The following is a 17139-nucleotide window of genomic DNA, read 5'->3' as shown; positions in this document are numbered from 1 at the left end:
CCCTGTTCCTTCCTCGGATCAGCCAGGCATGACTGACAACATGGCTGATTTCAATGGTTTCGGCCTGAGCGGCATTGCCGGGTTGAGGAAGGGCAATCCGATGGCGTGCGGCACGAACGGCCATATGCATGAAGACATCCCTTCGTCAGCATTATCTGCATCAGGTTCAACGGGTCTTTCTCAGCCGGACATCCGGCACCCCGTGTCAGGGCATAAAAATATCACCAGCTCACAACCTTCCGTCTGCCGTGACAGGGCGGGGTGGCGAGCTGGCGATGGCAGCATGCAGCGTCAGTCGAAGGTGACGACGACCTTCTCGGCGGTACCGGGCGTCTTCGCGGTCTCAAGGGCATCCAAGGCCTTCTCGAAGGGGAAGGTATGGCTGATGATCTTGGCGTATTGATCCCAGTTGTCGATGATGTCGTCGGTCACTTCAAAGATTTCGTTCGGGTATCCCATGGACCAGGCAATCGTGAGCTCAGAGGCGAGCACGGTGCTGAAGTCGAGTTCGACAGGCTTTTTGTGAACCGCGACGATGCCGAAGGTCGATCCATGCTTTGCCAGCTTCACCACGGACTGGGGCACGGAAGGAACCCCTGCTGCATCAAGATAGATGTCGGTTCCAGGGTGAACGCCACGCACATGCGCGGTCGAGCCGTCACCTTGAAGCTCAACCAGACGCTCTGCGAGATCTTCCTCCATCGAGTTGACGACCGCATCGGCGCCCATGGCAAGAGCCTTGTCCAGGCGATTCCGCTGCACGTCCACGACGACGATGTGGGACGCTCCCTCGCGGCGATATCCCATCAAGGCACCCAGGCCGATGGGCCCGGCACCGAATATCACCACCTTGTTGCCTGGCTTGGGATGCGTGCGATTCACCGCATGCAGCGCCACTGCCATCGGCTCGTTCAGAGCCGCGACCTTCCAGGGAACGGCTCTGTCGATGACACGCAGCTGCTTTCCAGGTTCGAAGTCCTTCACTAGCACGTATTCGCTCAAGGCACCTTGGGCGCCGCCGGAGCCGAGGAGCCCATCGGTGAAGGCCATCGTGTCTATGACGACATGGTCTCCCACCTCGATGCCCTTCACGCCTGAGCCAATTTCAGCGACCTCCGCTGCCGGTTCATGGCCAAGGGGAGTGGCGCCCTGACGTGGAGGTATGCCTCCGATATGCGTATAAAATGCATCCGAACCGCATATCCCGCACGCCTTCATCTTCAGAAGAACCTCATGCCTCGAAGGGGATGGTTGTGGAATTTCCTTCCAGGAGTTGATGTCTGGACCAGTAACATAAACGGATTTCATGGAGCCCTCCTCAAATACTGCCGTGTCGTCGATGACACCCTGAAGATGCCAGCTGATTGGCGTCTTCGATCCCCGCAATTCTAGCATGGACTGGCTTTGCGATACAGATGGAAAGATGAACCTGTTCGATGCCCAGCGGCGGTCTGTACCTTGTCGCCGTCACAACATATGGTGGCGCTTGTCAAATATCGCGCATTCGAAACCCGGGTGCGCACACACAGTCCAGGCCTGCACCTTGTAACGCGGGCCCCTGATAGCAAGGACGGCATCATGGCACAGTCGACCATCTCCATTTCACTCGACGGCGAAGCGAAGGAGGTGGAAAGCACTCAGACTGGCGTGGATCTCTTTGCAGATGACAAGAACATCATTGCCGTGAAGATCAATGGCACTCCCAAGGACCTGTATGCGTCCCTGCACGATGGCGACACAGTTGAACCCATTGCGCTCGACAGCGTGGACGGCATTGCCATCATGCGTCACTCATGCACCCATGTCATGGCTCAGGCAGTTCAGATCATCCGTCCAGATGCCAAGCTTGGCATCGGACCGGTCATAGATGACGGATTCTATTACGACTTCGACGTCGAAAAGCCCTTCACACCGGAAGACCTGAAGGCCATCGACAAGGAAATGCACCGCATCATCAAGTCCTCGCAGCGCTTTGAGCGTCGCGTCGTCACCGAGGACGAAGCTCGTGAGGAAGAGAAGGACCAGCCATACAAGCTGGAATTGATTGGCGTCAAGGAAGCTGAAATCGACAGCGACGCTCAAACCGAGGTGTCGACCGGCGAACTGAGCATGTACGACAACATTGACCGTGACGGCAAGGTCGTATGGAAAGACCTGTGCAAGGGCCCACACCTGCCAAACACGCGCTTCATCAAGTCCTTCAAGCTTCTCCGCACCGCAGCGGCATATTGGCGCGGCGACGAGAAGAATCCGATGCTGCAGCGCATCTATGGCACGGCATGGCCAAACAAGGACGAGCTCAAGGCCTATATGAACCGCATGGAAGAGGCTGCCAAGCGCGATCACCGCAAGCTCGGTGCAGAGATGGACCTGTTCTCCTTCCCGGACGAAATCGGACCAGGGCTGCCGGTGTTCCATCCCAAGGGTGCAGCGGTCATCAATGCGATGGAAGACTATTCGCGCGAGCAGCATCGCAAGCATCACTATTCCTTCGTGCAGACACCGCACATCACCAAGGGGCATCTGTACGAGATTTCCGGCCATCTGCAGTGGTACAAGGACGGCATGTATCCGCCCATGCACCTCGATGAGGAAAAGGATGCTGACGGCAACGTCACCAAGCAGGGCTTCGACTACTATCTCAAGCCCATGAACTGCCCCATGCACAACCTGATCTTCAAGTCCCGTCAGCGCTCCTACCGTGAACTGCCGCTGCGTCTGTTTGAATTCGGCACGGTGTATCGCTACGAGAAGTCCGGCGTCGTCCATGGCCTGACCCGCGTTCGTGGGCTTACTCAGGACGATTCTCATATCTATTGCACCCGCGAGCAGATGAAGGATGAGCTGAAGAGCCTCCTGAACTTCGTTCTGGGCTTGCTCAAGGACTTCGGTCTCAACGACTTCTATCTGGAGCTTTCCACCAAGGATCCCCACAAGTTCGTCGGTTCGGACGAGGTCTGGGAAGAGGCGACCGCGACCCTTGCCGACGTGGCGAAGGATTCGGGCCTCGAACTCGTCGACGATCCAGGTGGCGCAGCATTCTATGGACCGAAGATCTCGGTCCAGGCACGCGATGCGATCGGCAGAACCTGGCAGGTTTCGACGATTCAGCTTGACTTCAACCTTCCCGAGCGCTTCAAGCTCGAATATGTCGCCGCCGACGGCACGCATCAGCGTCCAGTGATGATTCACCGTGCACTCTTCGGCTCCATCGAGCGCTTCTTCGCCATTCTGCTTGAGCACTATGCGGGTGCATTCCCGGCATGGCTCGCTCCCGTCCAGGTCGAGGCCATTCCAGTCGCCGAGGAGTTCGACGGATACCTGCAGAAGATCGTCGATCGACTCAGCGACAGGCTTGTGCGTTGCGAGGTGGATCGTTCCGACGACCGATTCGGCAAGAAGATTCGTAACGCTTCCAAGTCCAAGGTCCCCTTCATCCTCATCGCCGGTGGGGAAGATGCTGCCAACAATGCGGTGAGCTTCAGATTCCGGGACGGAAGTCAGCTCAATGGCATTCCGGTTGACGATGCGATTGCCGACATCGAGAGCATCATCAAGTCTCGCTCCCAGGTAAATTCGGCGGATGATTTCACACGAAGCATCGCGAAGGCAGAGGATGACGTGAATTCCAATGGCTCTGCCGCCGTGACGGCAGAGCAGTGAGCGAGGGCGGCATGGCTGAGCAGGTCGATGGCAGGCAGTCTCGGCCGAATCCTGAGACTGAGGTGGACGATCCGCGTGATTTTCCACCTCAGGAGGACGGATTTCAACGTCTGTGGACTCCGCAACGCATGTCATACGTGCTGTCGAACGACAAGCAGACGCCTCCGAAAAGCGACGAATGCCCATTCTGCATTGCACCGACTAAAAGCGACCAGGATGGATTGATCGTCTGGCGTGGCACTCATGTGTTCGTCATCATGAATCTCTACCCGTACAACGCCGGCCACGTCATGGTGTGCCCATACCGTCATATCAGCCTTCTGACAGATCTGAGCGATGACGAGCTGTTCGAATTCGAGAAGGCAAGCACCGTTGCAATGAAGGTGATGAGCGTGGTTTCGAAGCCGGATGGATGGAATCTCGGCATCAATCAGGGCGATGTCGCAGGTGCGGGAATAGCATCGCACCTGCACCAGCACATCGTTCCTCGATGGAACGGCGACGCGAACTTCATGCCCATCGTCGCCCAGACGCGCACGATGCCGATTCTGCTTTCAAATCAGAGAGACGCCTATGCGCCGGTGTTCGCCTCGCTTGCCAAGCGAGAAGGCCTGACGGCTGCGCCTGCTGCGGGCGACTCTCCAACAAGCTTCGTGGAGGATTAGGATGTTCGAACATTTGCGACGCCCATGGAAGCGGATCATCGCTCCCATTGCCCAGGCCTTGGTCAATGCAGGAGTCTCCGCGAATGCGGTCACCGTCATAGGAGCCGTGGGGACGGTTCTGGTGGCCATCGTCACGGGCATCACGGGATGGCTTCTCGCCGGAGCGATCGTGATGGCGATCCTCGTGGCCTTCGATTCATTGGATGGGTCCGTGGCTTCGCTCACGGGCGGCGGCACCCAGTTCGGAGCGTTCCTGGACTCGACGCTTGACCGCATCGCAGATTGGGCTGTGCTGACGGGTCTCATCATCTATTACTTCCGCATACTCCTGGATGGCAGCAACACCTTGTTCTCCACCACCATGACATCGCTGTGGTCTCACCAGTTCTGGACCATGATTGGCCTGAGCGCGGCATTGTTCTCGATCATGACGTCCTTCGTCACCTCATATGCGCGCGCCCGAGCCGAGGCAGAGGGCTTCGAGGCGAAGAACGGCATTGCCACTCGATCCGATAGGCTGGTGATCATTCTGGTCGGCATGGCGCTCACGGGTGCTGGGCTGCCGGTCGCGGTGATGTCATGCTTCCTTCTTCTGCTTGCCGTGCTGGGTATAGTGACCGTCTGCCAGCGCATTCTGGTCGTGTCCCGGAGCATGAGCCGCAAGCCACGACCGATGAATCCCGCCCATAGGTGAGTGATGCATCGTGCTCGATAAGGCTCTGAATCTCACATTCCGGTACGCGTCTCACATGCCTGAGGCGATGCTGCGTGCCATATTCCAAGCCGTTGCTGCCGTGGCATGGTTCTTCCATGCAGGCGGGGTCTGCCAACTCGAGAAGAACCTCAGAAGGGTGCTCATCTCGAGAGACGGCAAGGCCACGCGATTGCAGCTCCGCCGTCTTTCGCTGCTTGCCATGCGCTCGTATTTCGCCTACTTTGCCGAAACGATGACCGTCGGCGCTCGCAGCGGCGAGCAGCTTCACGCACGAATCCGAGGCACGGGAGATGGCTTCGATTCGATCCGCAGACTGTGCGCCCATGGATCCGCTCCACTCGCGATGGGCCATCAGGGGAACTGGGACTATGCCGGCTTTTGGGCACATGATGCCATCGCACCGGTCACAACCGTGGCTGAACGGCTGTCTGACGAGAAGTTGCTGCAGGCATTCATAGACATACGCGAATCCTTGGGCATGTCCATATTGCTCACCGGCGAGAAGAATCTGACGGAAAGATTGGTCGCCGTGCTTCGGCAGTCTCATCGCATCGTTCCGCTTCTTGCGGATCGTGACCTCGGTCGGCGTGGGGAATTCGTCCATGCGTTCGGTTCGGTCATACGCGTCGCACCGGGTCCGGCGCGCATCGCCTTGGAGCGGAGCCTGCCGCTGTATGTGGTCAACATGCACCGTGAATTGCTCAGCGGTGCCCGCAGAAAGGCCGCTGGCGTGCGCTACGGCTATGTCTGCCAGATACGTGGGCCAATCGAGATCGATCCGTTCTTGCAGATGCCGCGCGATCAGGCCGTCAATGCCCTCTCGCAGCGATGGGTCGACCTATGGGCCCAGGGAGTTGCCGAACATCCTGAGGATTGGCATATGATGCAGCCCATCTTTATTGAGGACTTGGATATGTCACGGCTGCATGACGTTCCTCAGGACATTCGCGCATTGGTCACCGACTCGGATAAGATGCACGGTTAGCGTTGCAATCGAATAGGCGTGTGATACGGGGAAAGCCACGGAAGGGGGAATGAATGCACGGCGAGAAGACTGGGAATGACGCATTGGGCAAGGATGCCGACAATGATCCGTTGCAGGGGCGCAAGCTTCGCATCGGCATCATCTCACCATATTCATTTGAGACTCCGGGCGGAGTCCAATTCCACATACGCGACTTTGCGAAGGAGCTGATATCGCGAGGGCATGAAGTCGAGGTGCTTGCCCCTGGCAGGAGAACCACCGACATGCCCCTATGGGTTCACACGACCGGCAGCTCCTTCTCCATCCCATATAACGGCTCCATCGCGCATCTGAGCTATTTCGGCGTGGCTGGCGTGCTGACCCGGAAGTGGGTGAGGCAGGGGCACTTCGACATCGTGCATCTGCACGAGCCCGAGGTTCCAAGTCTGAGCCATAAACCATTGGTGATGGGCTTCGAACCCTGTCCCTATGTGGCGACTTTCCATGCCGCATTCGACACGTATCCGCTTGCATTGAGAATATGCCAGTCCTATCTGCGTTCATACCTGGCGAACGTACGTGCGGCGATCTGCGTGAGCGACTCCGCTCTGGAAACCGCGAGGCGCTATCTTCGACCGTCGACACCGATGAGCGTGATTCCCAATGGAATCAACGTCAGCCACTTCGCGTCGGCATCGATCAATCCGGACTGGCTTGGATACAAGGACAGTCCCACGATTGGATTCCTCGGAAGGATGGGAGAGGAGCGCAAGGGCTTCCGCGTCTTCATCCAGGCCTGCAGCATCATTGCCAGGCAATATCCGAACGCGCGTTTCCTCTGCGCCGGCGATGGCGAGGCCGAGGGGCGGAAAATCATCGAGACGATTGAGCCGGGAATGAGGGATCGCGTCGAATTCCTTGGCAGGATATCCGATGATGACAAGTCCCGGTTCTATAGAAGCCTGAGTGTCTATGTCGCTCCTCAGATCGGTGGGGAGAGTTTCGGAATCGTTCTCGCAGAGGCGATGGCCGCTGGCTGTCCAGTCGTGGCCTCTGATCTGAAGGCCTTCGTCGACATTTCCAAGGAAGGAAGATCCGCATCGCTGTTCCATACGGGGGACCATATGGATTGCGCCGATGCGATACGCGGTGTCCTTGATGATTCCCAACGAGCCCATGAGCTGTCGACCGAAGGGATATGCACGGCGTTCGACTACGATTGGTCCAGTGTCGCCGATCAGGTGCTGAAGGTGTATGCGGGAGCATTGTCGGGACAGTAGCCCTGGCCGATGCTGTGGGGTTCTCGGCATTTGCTGAATGTCGCTGAGAATGTCTAGAATCGTTACGTTTATACCATCGAATCGTCAGGAGCGATATGTCAGGGCATTCCAAGTGGGCGACCACGAAGCACAAAAAGGCTGCCATCGACGCCAAAAGAGGCAAGCTCTTCGCCAAGCTCATCAAGAACATTGAAATAGCGGCACGCACAGGTGGCGGTGATCCTGACGGCAATCCAACTTTGTACGATGCAATCGTCAAGGCAAAGAAGTCGTCAGTTCCCGCGGACAACATCACCAGAGCCGTCAAGCGAGGATCGGGTGAAGAGGCCGGTGCCGCAAACTACGAGGACATCGTGTATGAGGGCTACGCTCCTGGGGGAGTGGGCATCATCATCGAATGTCTGACGGATAACAGGAATCGCGCCGCTGCCGAGGTTCGCTCGACCCTTACCAAGAATGGTGGGTCGCTGGCCCAGAACGGTTCCGTCAGCTTCAACTTCGAGCGCAAGGGCCAGATCGAGGTTTCCGGGGAGGGAACTTCCTACGACACCGTGTTCGAGACCGCTGCGGATGCAGGTGCCGAGGACGTCTCGGACAATGGCGACAGCTTCACCGTCATCACCGAACCAAGCGACATGGTCACAGTCCGCAAGGCCTTGCAGGCTGCGAACATCGATTACGATTCCGCGGATCTCGTGCTGAACCCCAAGACCGAGATTGATCTTGACGAGGACGGCGCGCGCAAGGCCCTCCGAATGATCGATGCCTTGGACGACCTCGACGATGTCCAGAATGTGTATAGCAACTGGACCGCATCGGATGAGGTTCTCGCGGCATTGGACGAGGAGTAGTCAGCAGTGATCATCTTCGGCGTTGATCCCGGGCTGACGCGGTGCGGGGTCGGCGTCATCGAAGCCGGCATCGGTCGCCGGCTTTCCTTCGTTCACGTCGATGTGATTCGCTCGGATCCCCATGTCTCTCAGGATTTGCGTCTGTTGTCCATTTTCAACGGTCTGACGGAGAAGATGGATCGATTCACGCCGGATGCCGTTTCGATTGAACGTGTATTCGCGCAGTCGAATAGGAGTACGGTGCTCGGCACGGCGCAGGCCGCGGGGCTGGCCATGCTGGCTGCTGCCCAGCGAGGAGTGCCTGTCGCCCTGCATACGCCCACTGAGGCGAAGCTGGCCATCTCAGGCAACGGGAAGGCCGACAAGCCTCAGGTCGAACGAATGGTGGCTGCCGTGTTGGGACTGAATGCCTTGCCGACCCCTGCCGACGCAGCCGATGCCCTGTCCATTGCCATATGCCACGCCTTGCGTCCCCAGGGCGCATTGCAGGGTGGCGAGCGTGAGCAGCATCTGACGACCGCCCAGCGGCAATGGGCGATAGCGACGCAAAAGGCGGCAAAGCATAGGGGAGTCCGCAGCGGCATGTAACCTTTCGAACAGATGTTCGATTTTTCTATGCTGCGGATCGTATTCAATCAGAGGATCCGGTTGCGGTGCGGAAGAGCCGACCAGATGCCAAACGGAGCTGTGCGGCCTGCATCCTGGACATCCCTCGTCGTGGAAAGGAGCCGACCTCATGATTGGCATGTTACGGGGCAATGTATTGGCAGTTGAGATGGATTCCATGCTGCTGGACGTCAACGGTGTCGGCTTTGAACTTCGGATGCCCAAGTCCGACCTTGCCACTCTGCGTGCGAACCAGCCGTGCAGCGTCCACACCGTGATGAACGTCAGCCAGGATGCCATCACGTTGTTTGGTTTCCTGGCGTCTGGTTCCAAGGAACTGTTCCTGCAGCTGCAGAAGGCGAGCGGCATAGGTCCGAGAGTCGCCCTTTCGATATTGTCGACTCTCAATCCCAAGCAGCTCGTCAAGGCGATTGCAGATGGCGATGCTGCTGCGCTGTCACGCGCACCCGGGCTAGGAAAAAAGGGCGCACAGAAGGTCATTCTCGAGCTTTCCGGAAAGGTCGATCTCGCCAGCGACGAATCATCGGAATCCGCAAGGGACGATGACGAGGGCACCGGACAGGTCATTCAAGGGCTCATATCCCTGGGCTGGCAAGAGAAGGAAGCCCGCCAGGCAGTTCGCGATGTCTATGAGCGCCAGCACATAAGCGAACCGATTGCCGAGCATGACATACCCAATATCTTGAGAATGGCATTGACATCCCTTGATAAAGGACGCTGATATGACGAAGAAGACACCAAGGAAATCACCATCCCAAACGCCAGAGGATGCGCGGGCTGAGTCCGATGCAGACACGGACTTCAGCGTCATGCAGGTGGATTCGCCTTCCGATGATGCTCATCCGAACACCGGCGCGAGCGAAGACTCTCTCAAAGTGGTCTCGGCGACTCCAATCGACGATGAGAACCTCAGCGATGAGGAATTACGTCCATCCACACTGGAGGGATTCATCGGTCAGCCAAGGCTCAAGGCCCAGCTTGCACTCTTCCTGAATGCCGCAAGGAAACGCGATGTCGCCCCTGACCATATTCTGTTGGCAGGCCCTCCGGGACTGGGGAAGACGACCTTGGCGATGATAGTCGCGAAGGAGCTTGATGTGCCGATTCGCATCACTTCCGGTCCTGCCATACAGCATGCCGGGGATCTGGCCTCGATATTGAGCTCGCTTGAGGCCGGGGAGGTGCTCTTCATTGACGAGATACATCGCATGCCCCGTGCTGCCGAGGAATTGCTATACATCGCCATGGAGGATTTCCGAGTCGATGTGATGGTCGGGAAGGGTCCTGGAGCATCGTCGATTCCATTGACTCTCCCACGTTTCACGGTGATCGGAGCGACGACCCGTGAGGGGATGCTTCCTTCGCCGCTTCGGGCACGGTTCGGATTTACCGCGCACCTTGATTTCTATCCTCACGACGAGCTTGAGAAACTCGTTCGACGCTCGGCCGGCGTGCTTGGACTGGCTCTGGGCGAAGGGGCCGCGAAGGAACTCTCTCTCCGTTCTCGAGGAACGCCACGAATTGCGAACAGGCTGCTTCGGCGGGTGAGGGACTGGGCAATCGTGCATGATCTCGGTCAGGCGAACGCCAAGGATGTGAAGGCCGCTCTTGCTCTGTACCAAATCGATTCCGAGGGTTTGGACAGACTGGACATCGCCGTGCTGAAGGCCATTGTCACCAGCTTCAATGGTGGGCCAGTCGGCTTGAATAATCTTGCTGCTATGGTTGGGGAGGAGTCTGAGACCGTTGAGACCGTCTGCGAACCGTATCTGGTCAGGGAGGGTTTCATGATGAGGACTCCAAAAGGCCGAGTCGCAACGGATAAGGCATGGCGTCATCTCGGTCTCGAACCCACCAAGAATGTCAGAGAGTTGTTCTAATATCATTGATTTGGATGTATTGGATGCGCTGACCTCCAAGCTCACACACAAACACTTAAGGAGTGGCACAATGCAGTATTCTTTCCTCATTATCCTCGTCGTCCTCATGGGAGGAATGATGTGGTGGCAGTCGCGTAAGGCCAAGCAGCAGCAGAGCAAGGTGAAGGATTTCCGCGACTCACTGCAGCCAGGCAAGGAAGTTGCCACATATTCCGGTCTTCTTGGCACGATCGTTTCGGTCGATCTTGAAAAGGAACAGGCCGTGATCGATTCCGAAGGAACACTTTCGAAGTGGAGGCTTCAGGCCATCACCGAGCCTCCCGTGGTTCCCGCATATGTCCATGACGATGAAGTCGATGACAATGGCAATCCTCTGCCTGCAGTCGAGGCGACATCTGCAGACACGGAGGCGTCCCAGGCTTCGATCGACACCACGGTCGTAGATGACACCCAGGTTCCGATCGACGGCGATGCCGCTGACAGCGTGCCTACAGCACCTACCACGACCGCCGGCTATGACCAATCCACCGAATCAACGTCAAGCAATAACTGAAACATACGCGTGTAACCGCGAGGAAGCAGTCTATGTCTAACTCAGACATCACCATCGCAAAGCTCAATACGGTGGGTGAGGCAAACGCGCAATATGTCGTTTCGCTCATTCGGTCCATTCCCGATTTCCCCAAGCAGGGCATTCTATTCCGAGATTTCATGCCGGTGCTCTCGGATTCGAAGGCCAACCATCTGCTCAATGAGGCGCTCGTCAAGGCAATCCCAGTGAATCTGGACGAGTTCGATACCATTGCAGGATTGGAGGCGAGGGGATTCCTCATCGGTCCTCCGATGGCGGAGCTCACCGGGAAAGGCTTCGTGGCGGTGCGAAAGGCAGGCAAGCTGCCTCCTGACACCTATGCAGAGGATTATTCCCTGGAATATGGTTCGGCAAGCATTGAAATCGAGCGCAATGCGATTCATCCGGGTGAGCGCATACTTCTTGTCGACGATCTGATTGCGACTGGCGGTTCCGCCCTCGCTGCCCGCCGTCTGATCGAACAGGCCGGAGGAATAGTGGTTGGGTGTAGTTTTGTTATGGAGCTGGATGGCCTTCATGGCCGTGAGGCACTTGGTTTGGATGCTGTCAGCTCCTTGATGATGATGCCTGCATAACTTCACCGGAGGATTTTCATGGATTTATACGAATATCAGGCACGAGAGCTGCTGCAAGAAGAGGGGATTGCGCTTCCAAAGGCCATATTCGCTCAGAACTCTCATGAGGTTGCCCAGGCAGCTCAGACGATCGGCTACCCTTGCATGGTCAAGGGCCAGGTAAAGATCGGCCATCGTGGTCAGGCCGGCGGCATCAGAATGGCCAAGGACCTGGACAGTGCGATTCTTACTTCCGAGCAGATCCTGCCGATGAGCATTCATGGGCATAAGTGTAGCGGCGTTCTTGTCGCAGAGGCCAAGAACATCATTCATGAATACTACGTCTCCATTTCACTCGACAGGGACTCTCGCGACTTCGATGTGTTGGCCACTGCCCATGGCGGCACCGAGGTCGAGGAAATCGCAAAGAGCCATCCAGAGGCAGTCAAGCGTCTGCATATCAGTCCGCTTGAGGACTTTGACATCGAAGCGGCCACCGACATGGCCAAGGCCATTGGCTTCTATCACGCCGATGTCGACCAGGCTGCCGAAATTCTGCTGAAGATGTGGCGCGTATTCACCAAGAACGATGCCACACTTGTGGAAATCAACCCCTTGGCGAAGATCGGCGATCCCGAGGACGAGTCCTCAAAGTCGTTGAGCGCCTTGGATGCGAAGATATCCCTGGACGACAACGCCGCGTTCCGACACGATGGATGGAAGCGGTTCAGCGATCCGATCAGGGTGGATCCCTTCGAACAGCAGGCGCGGGAACATGGATTGCACTATGTCCACCTGCACGGCGAGGTAGGCGTCATCGGCAACGGCGCAGGTCTGGTAATGAGTTCGCTCGATGCGGTCTCAGGAGCTGGCGAGGAGCAGAAATCGGGTGTCAAGCCCGCGAACTTCCTTGATATCGGTGGTGGTGCGTCTGCGGAGGTGATGAACAAGAGCCTGTCGATCGTGCTCTCCGATCCGCAGGTCGTTTCGGTCCTCGTGAATGTGTATGGAGGCATCACCTCCTGCGAGCAGGTCGCGCAGGGAATCATCCTGGCCTTGGATGAGATCGTCTCTCCCAAGCCGGTCGTCGTTCGCTTCGATGGCAACCAGGCTGCAGAAGGTCTGAGGATACTCGAGAATTCCGGCAATCCCAGGGTTCATGTGGCGAAGACCATGGAAGAGGCGGCTCATGTGGCCGCAAGCCTCGCTGCTCAGCAAACCACCAAGGTTCCCATCGCGGGAAGGGAAGGTCTGTGATGTCACTCTTCGTTGAAAATGGGGCTTCCGTCATGGTCCAAGGCATGACAGGGCATCAGGGCATGACCCATACCGAGAGAATGCTCAGGGCGGGTACGCGTATCGTCGCCGGCGTGAATCCACGCAAGGCCGGAAGCTCGGTTAGCTTCGACGATGGCAACGGTTCAGCCACCGACATTCCTGTCTTCGCTGACTGCGCAGCGGCGAGAGCGGCGACCGGCGCTTCGGTCAGCGTCATCTTCGTCCCCCCGAGATTTGCGAAAAATGCCATGCTCGAGGCAATCGATGCCGGCATCGAGCTTATCGTGGTGATCACCGAGGGCATTCCGGTGTTCGATACCGCCTATTGCGTTGCAAAGGCTGCAGAGCGCGGTGCTCGCATCATCGGACCGAATTGTCCTGGACTGATGACCCTGCCAGATCCGGATGATTCGGATGCGAAGGGCACCAATCTTGGAATAATTCCGGACGGCATCGTGGGCTCAGGCCCCCTGGGCCTGATTTCGAAGTCGGGCACGCTGACCTATCAGCTTATGGGAGAGCTCTCGGACATCGGCTTCACCGCCTGCATCGGCATCGGTGGAGACCCCATCGTAGGCACCACACTGCTTGAGGCTTTGCAGGCCTTCAACGACGATTCACGCACCAAGGCCTGCGTGCTCATCGGTGAAATAGGCGGAGACGCTGAACAGCAGGCCGCCCTCTGGGCTCATGAGCATATGAGCAAGCCCATCGTCGCCTATGTCGCAGGATTCACCGCGCCGGAAGGCAGACAGATGGGCCATGCGGGTGCGATCGTGTCTGGGCACAAGGGCACAGCGCAGGCGAAGAAGGAGACATTGGAAGGCGTGGGCATTCAGGTTGGCCGCACTCCTGGTGAAACGGCGAATATCATGCGCGGGGTTCTGAAGACACAGAAGCTCATATGACCAGACAGATTCACATGTGGTCGCGGGGAGCGGGCATTGCCTTGGCAGCAATGGCCATATACGCCGTTGCCATTGTGTCTTTCATCTCTCTGACCCTCCTCGTCATCTCGATGGAGGAGGGGGGAGCCAACCTTTCCGACAGCACCGTTTCCCTCACCGGGGCCGTGGTCCTGCTCTCCCAGGGCATCGGATTCAGTTCGGGAAGCTTCACGCTGGGCATCACGCCACTGCTGCTGACGGGGCTGCTGATCGCCTTGATCCGACAGCTTGCCCAGCGTCTGGGCACTTCGTTGCTGGGCTATGTCGCGGGACTCGTCACATGGATGATTCTGAATCTGCTGTTCATACAGAACGCTTCCGTGAACCTGAGCGGGTCGCTGGCTTCTCATCTCGTCCGTTCCTCGCTGGTCTTCTCTCTGGGATACCTTCTTTCCGGAATCGCGGATTGGAGGGAAATCAAGGCGCTCAAGTCGCTCTATCAGAGCCGCGTATCCAGTCAGATACGCCTGATCGTTCGCATGGGAATGATCACCTGGCTTCTGATAAGTGCGGTCTTTCTTGTCATCTCGCTCTGCACATGCGTGTATTGGGCAGTGGTCAATCACCAAGGAATGGCGCGTCTGTTCACGCTTCTCAACATGGGCATGGGCTCACGCATCCTGACGACCATCGCCTGCCTCATGTGGCTGCCCAATCTACTCATGTGGGCCTTGGCCTGGCTTACCGGTTCCAATTTCCAGATCGGTGATGCCGGCTACTTCAGCATGTGGCTGGGCAAGTCGACGGATCTGCCCCCCATTCCCGTGTTCGGTCTGCTGCCGGATCAGGTCAGCAATGACGTCATACGCACGATTGTGCTGACGATTCCACTGGTCGTCGGCTTCATCGCAGCGCTGCTGGTGATAGTGCATCCACGAAGCTGCGATGCCTGGAAGATCATCACATGCAAGGCCGATGAAATCAGCAACAAGCAGACGATCATCAGACTGGCCTATCCCATAGGCGCCCTGTGCATCACCGCGAGCCTCCTCGTCGTGAGCTTCCTTTGCCTATACGGCGTCAGCAATGGTCCGCTCGGCAAGAGTCGTCTGGCGCATGTCGGAGTGAGCACTCAGGAGGCGATTCGCAGCGTCGCTCAGCCCACATTCCTGGGATTCACCCTCGCCTGGGTGCTGGTGGCCGTCATCATCGCGTTCAAGGTGGGATTGCATGTCGTGGTGGCGAACATACATCGCCGGGCTGAGGAAGCGAAGGATGGCGATGTCGAAAGTCTGCATGAGACTGATACTGTCTCCGGATCGGCCGGGGAGAGTTCCAGAGTCATCAGTAGCAAGGACTTTGGCAGCACGGAGACATCCACGACGGTTCTTGTACACGCAGAAAATTTGGGTAGCAGCGATTCGAAGGCTGATGCCAATGCCAAGGAGGATTCATAATGCCAGATAGTTATCGTCCGATTCACCGAGCTTTGGTCTCAATCTTTCATAAGGAAGGCATCGAGGTGCTTGCCCGGTCCTTCAAGGATGCAGGAACCGAGGTCGTCTCCACCGGTTCGACGGCGAAGAGGCTCGAGGAGCTCGGTGTCGATGTCATTCCGGTCGAACAGGTGACGGGATTCCCCGAGAGCCTCGATGGGCGGGTGAAGACCTTGGATCCTCATATCCATTCAGGCATCCTGGCCGACATGACGAATCCGGAACATCGCAGTCAGCTGTCGGAGCTTGGAATCAAGCCCTTCGACCTTGTCGTCGTCAATCTGTATCCCTTTGCCGATACCGTGCGTTCCGGCGCGGACGACGCACAGGTAATCGAGAAGATCGATATCGGCGGACCGTCCATGATTCGCGGCGCCGCAAAGAACCATGCCTCTGTGGCAGTGATCACCGATCCTGCCGACTACGCGCTGGCCGCTGATCGAGTGCTCAACGGCAAGGGCTTCAGCCTTGAGGAACGCCGATGGCTGGCAGCGAAGGCATTCGCTCAGACCTCCGCATACGATGCGACCATTGCCGAATGGACCTCTTCGCGCTGGTCGGAGCCTGAGACGGTGAGTCAGAAGGAATCAGGCGCAGATACCGCGTCGCCCGCGTTCTCCACAACGCTTTCGAGGACATGGGATCTTGCCCATACGCTCAGATATGGCGAGAATCCACACCAGCAGGCGGCCCTCTATGTGGATCCACTGAATCAGACCGGCTTCGCGCATGCCGAGCAGCTTGGCGGAAAGCCAATGAGCTACAACAACTATGTGGATGCTGACTCCGCATGGCGCAGTGTCTGGGATTTCGTGCCCAGCATCGCCGTCGCCGTTGACAAGCATTCAAATCCATGCGGTCTGGCCATCGGAAAAACCGTGGCAGAGGCTCATCGCAAGGCCCATGCATGCGATCCGATGAGCGCGTATGGTGGCGTCATCGCGGCCAATACGACGGTTTCGCTTGAGATGGCTCAACAGATCAAGCCCATCTTCACGGAGGTGATCGTAGCTCCGGACTATGACGATGATGCATTGGCATTGTTGCAGACCAAAAAGAACCTTCGCATTCTCAAGGTCGCCAATCCGCCGAGGGACCAGCATCAGCTCCGTCAGATAGACGGTGGCATGCTCGTGCAGGGCAAGGACCTGATCGACGCTCCTGGCGACGGTGCGCAGTCATGGAAGCTCGTGGCAGGAAGCCAGGCTGATGAGACGACGATGCGCGATCTGAAGTTTGCATGGAGGGCGATCCGTTCGGTGAAGTCGAATGCGATTCTCATCGCTCGAGATCAGGCGACGGTCGGCATCGGCATGGGGCAGGTCAATCGAGTGGACTCAAGTCAGCTGGCAGTCACCAGGGCGAACACCTTGGCGGATGGTGCCAATCGCACCATGGGAGCGGTAGCGGCCTCAGACGCATTCTTCCCGTTCCCGGATGGCTTTGAGATTCTTGCGAATGCAGGCGTGAAGGCCGTGGTCCAGCCGGGTGGCTCGATTCGAGATGAGGCTGTCTTCGAGGCGGCGCACAAGGCGGGCGTCACGATGTATGTGACCGGAACCCGTCATTTCTTCCACTGAAGTCGACACACTCCGGATAGCTTCCTTCAACCGCTTCGACCCGATTCTCAGACTGGGAGAATCGGGTCGATTGCATATCTGCGTGCATTGGTGAACGCTTTCGCTCA

General features: G+C 57.6%; 16 protein-coding genes and 1 riboswitch. Of the genes, 15 read left to right on the top strand and 1 reads right to left on the bottom strand.

Features of this window, described 5'->3' with window-relative positions; genetic code table 11:
• Positions 1-120 precede the first annotated feature (120 nt).
• A riboswitch (TPP riboswitch) is annotated at positions 121-213 on the bottom strand.
• Positions 214-291: 78 nt separating this feature from the next.
• The gene (locus tag QN062_RS02620) at positions 292-1308 is read right to left on the bottom strand and encodes a zinc-binding dehydrogenase (protein WP_369342061.1); all 1017 of its coding nucleotides are present in this window, start codon (positions 1306-1308) and stop codon (positions 292-294) included.
• A 270-nt stretch (positions 1309-1578) separates the two neighbouring features.
• Between QN062_RS02620 and thrS the strand changes: the two genes are divergently transcribed.
• From thrS to purH, 15 genes are all read left to right on the top strand, one after another.
• Positions 1579-3663: a threonine--tRNA ligase gene (gene thrS, locus QN062_RS02615; protein ID WP_369342060.1), complete on the top strand. Its 2085-nt coding sequence runs from the start codon at positions 1579-1581 to the stop codon at positions 3661-3663.
• A gap of 11 nt (positions 3664-3674) precedes the next feature.
• Positions 3675-4328, top strand: coding sequence for an HIT domain-containing protein (locus tag QN062_RS02610; RefSeq protein ID WP_369342059.1), 654 nt, complete (start codon positions 3675-3677; stop codon positions 4326-4328).
• A gap of 1 nt (position 4329) precedes the next feature.
• Entirely contained in the window at positions 4330-5022 is a 693-nt protein-coding gene (locus tag QN062_RS02605; protein ID WP_369342058.1) for a CDP-alcohol phosphatidyltransferase family protein, read from the top strand.
• A 10-nt stretch (positions 5023-5032) separates the two neighbouring features.
• Positions 5033-6028 (top strand): phosphatidylinositol mannoside acyltransferase, encoded by a 996-nt coding sequence (locus tag QN062_RS02600; protein WP_369342663.1) that lies wholly within the window; start codon positions 5033-5035, stop codon positions 6026-6028.
• A gap of 53 nt (positions 6029-6081) precedes the next feature.
• A complete protein-coding gene (locus QN062_RS02595; protein ID WP_369342057.1) occupies positions 6082-7287 on the top strand; it encodes a glycosyltransferase family 4 protein in 1206 nt (401 codons plus the stop codon).
• 95 nt (positions 7288-7382) lie between these two features.
• Positions 7383-8138, top strand: coding sequence for a YebC/PmpR family DNA-binding transcriptional regulator (locus tag QN062_RS02590; protein WP_369342056.1), 756 nt, complete (start codon positions 7383-7385; stop codon positions 8136-8138).
• A gap of 6 nt (positions 8139-8144) precedes the next feature.
• Positions 8145-8726 (top strand): crossover junction endodeoxyribonuclease RuvC, encoded by a 582-nt coding sequence (gene ruvC, locus QN062_RS02585; protein WP_369342055.1) that lies wholly within the window; start codon positions 8145-8147, stop codon positions 8724-8726.
• A 148-nt stretch (positions 8727-8874) separates the two neighbouring features.
• Positions 8875-9486, top strand: coding sequence for a Holliday junction branch migration protein RuvA (ruvA, locus tag QN062_RS02580; protein ID WP_369342054.1), 612 nt, complete (start codon positions 8875-8877; stop codon positions 9484-9486).
• An 88-nt stretch (positions 9487-9574) separates the two neighbouring features.
• Positions 9575-10645, top strand: a complete 1071-nt coding sequence (gene ruvB, locus QN062_RS02575; protein ID WP_369342517.1) for a Holliday junction branch migration DNA helicase RuvB — start codon at positions 9575-9577, stop codon at positions 10643-10645.
• A gap of 70 nt (positions 10646-10715) precedes the next feature.
• Complete coding sequence (gene yajC, locus QN062_RS02570) at positions 10716-11198, top strand: preprotein translocase subunit YajC (protein WP_369342053.1); 483 nt, start codon at positions 10716-10718, stop codon at positions 11196-11198.
• Positions 11199-11230: 32 nt separating this feature from the next.
• Positions 11231-11812, top strand: a complete 582-nt coding sequence (locus QN062_RS02565) for an adenine phosphoribosyltransferase (protein WP_369342052.1) — start codon at positions 11231-11233, stop codon at positions 11810-11812.
• A gap of 18 nt (positions 11813-11830) precedes the next feature.
• Complete coding sequence (sucC, locus tag QN062_RS02560) at positions 11831-13048, top strand: ADP-forming succinate--CoA ligase subunit beta (protein ID WP_369342051.1); 1218 nt, start codon at positions 11831-11833, stop codon at positions 13046-13048.
• Entirely contained in the window at positions 13048-13977 is a 930-nt protein-coding gene (sucD, locus tag QN062_RS02555) for a succinate--CoA ligase subunit alpha (RefSeq protein ID WP_369342050.1), read from the top strand. Before sucC ends, sucD begins: the two co-directional genes overlap by 1 nt.
• A complete protein-coding gene (locus QN062_RS02550; protein ID WP_369342049.1) occupies positions 13974-15413 on the top strand; it encodes a DUF6350 family protein in 1440 nt (479 codons plus the stop codon). Before sucD ends, QN062_RS02550 begins: the two co-directional genes overlap by 4 nt.
• Positions 15413-17032: a bifunctional phosphoribosylaminoimidazolecarboxamide formyltransferase/IMP cyclohydrolase gene (gene purH, locus QN062_RS02545; protein WP_369342048.1), complete on the top strand. Its 1620-nt coding sequence runs from the start codon at positions 15413-15415 to the stop codon at positions 17030-17032. Before QN062_RS02550 ends, purH begins: the two co-directional genes overlap by 1 nt.
• Positions 17033-17139: the final 107 nt, after the last annotated feature.

The organism is Bifidobacterium sp. WK012_4_13 (assembly GCF_041080835.1).
In the GTDB taxonomy this organism is placed as follows: Bacteria; Actinomycetota; Actinomycetes; order Actinomycetales; family Bifidobacteriaceae; genus Bombiscardovia; species Bombiscardovia fermentum.
Note: the sequence above shows the minus strand (reverse complement) of the source record. Positions and strands in the feature narration are given on the sequence as shown.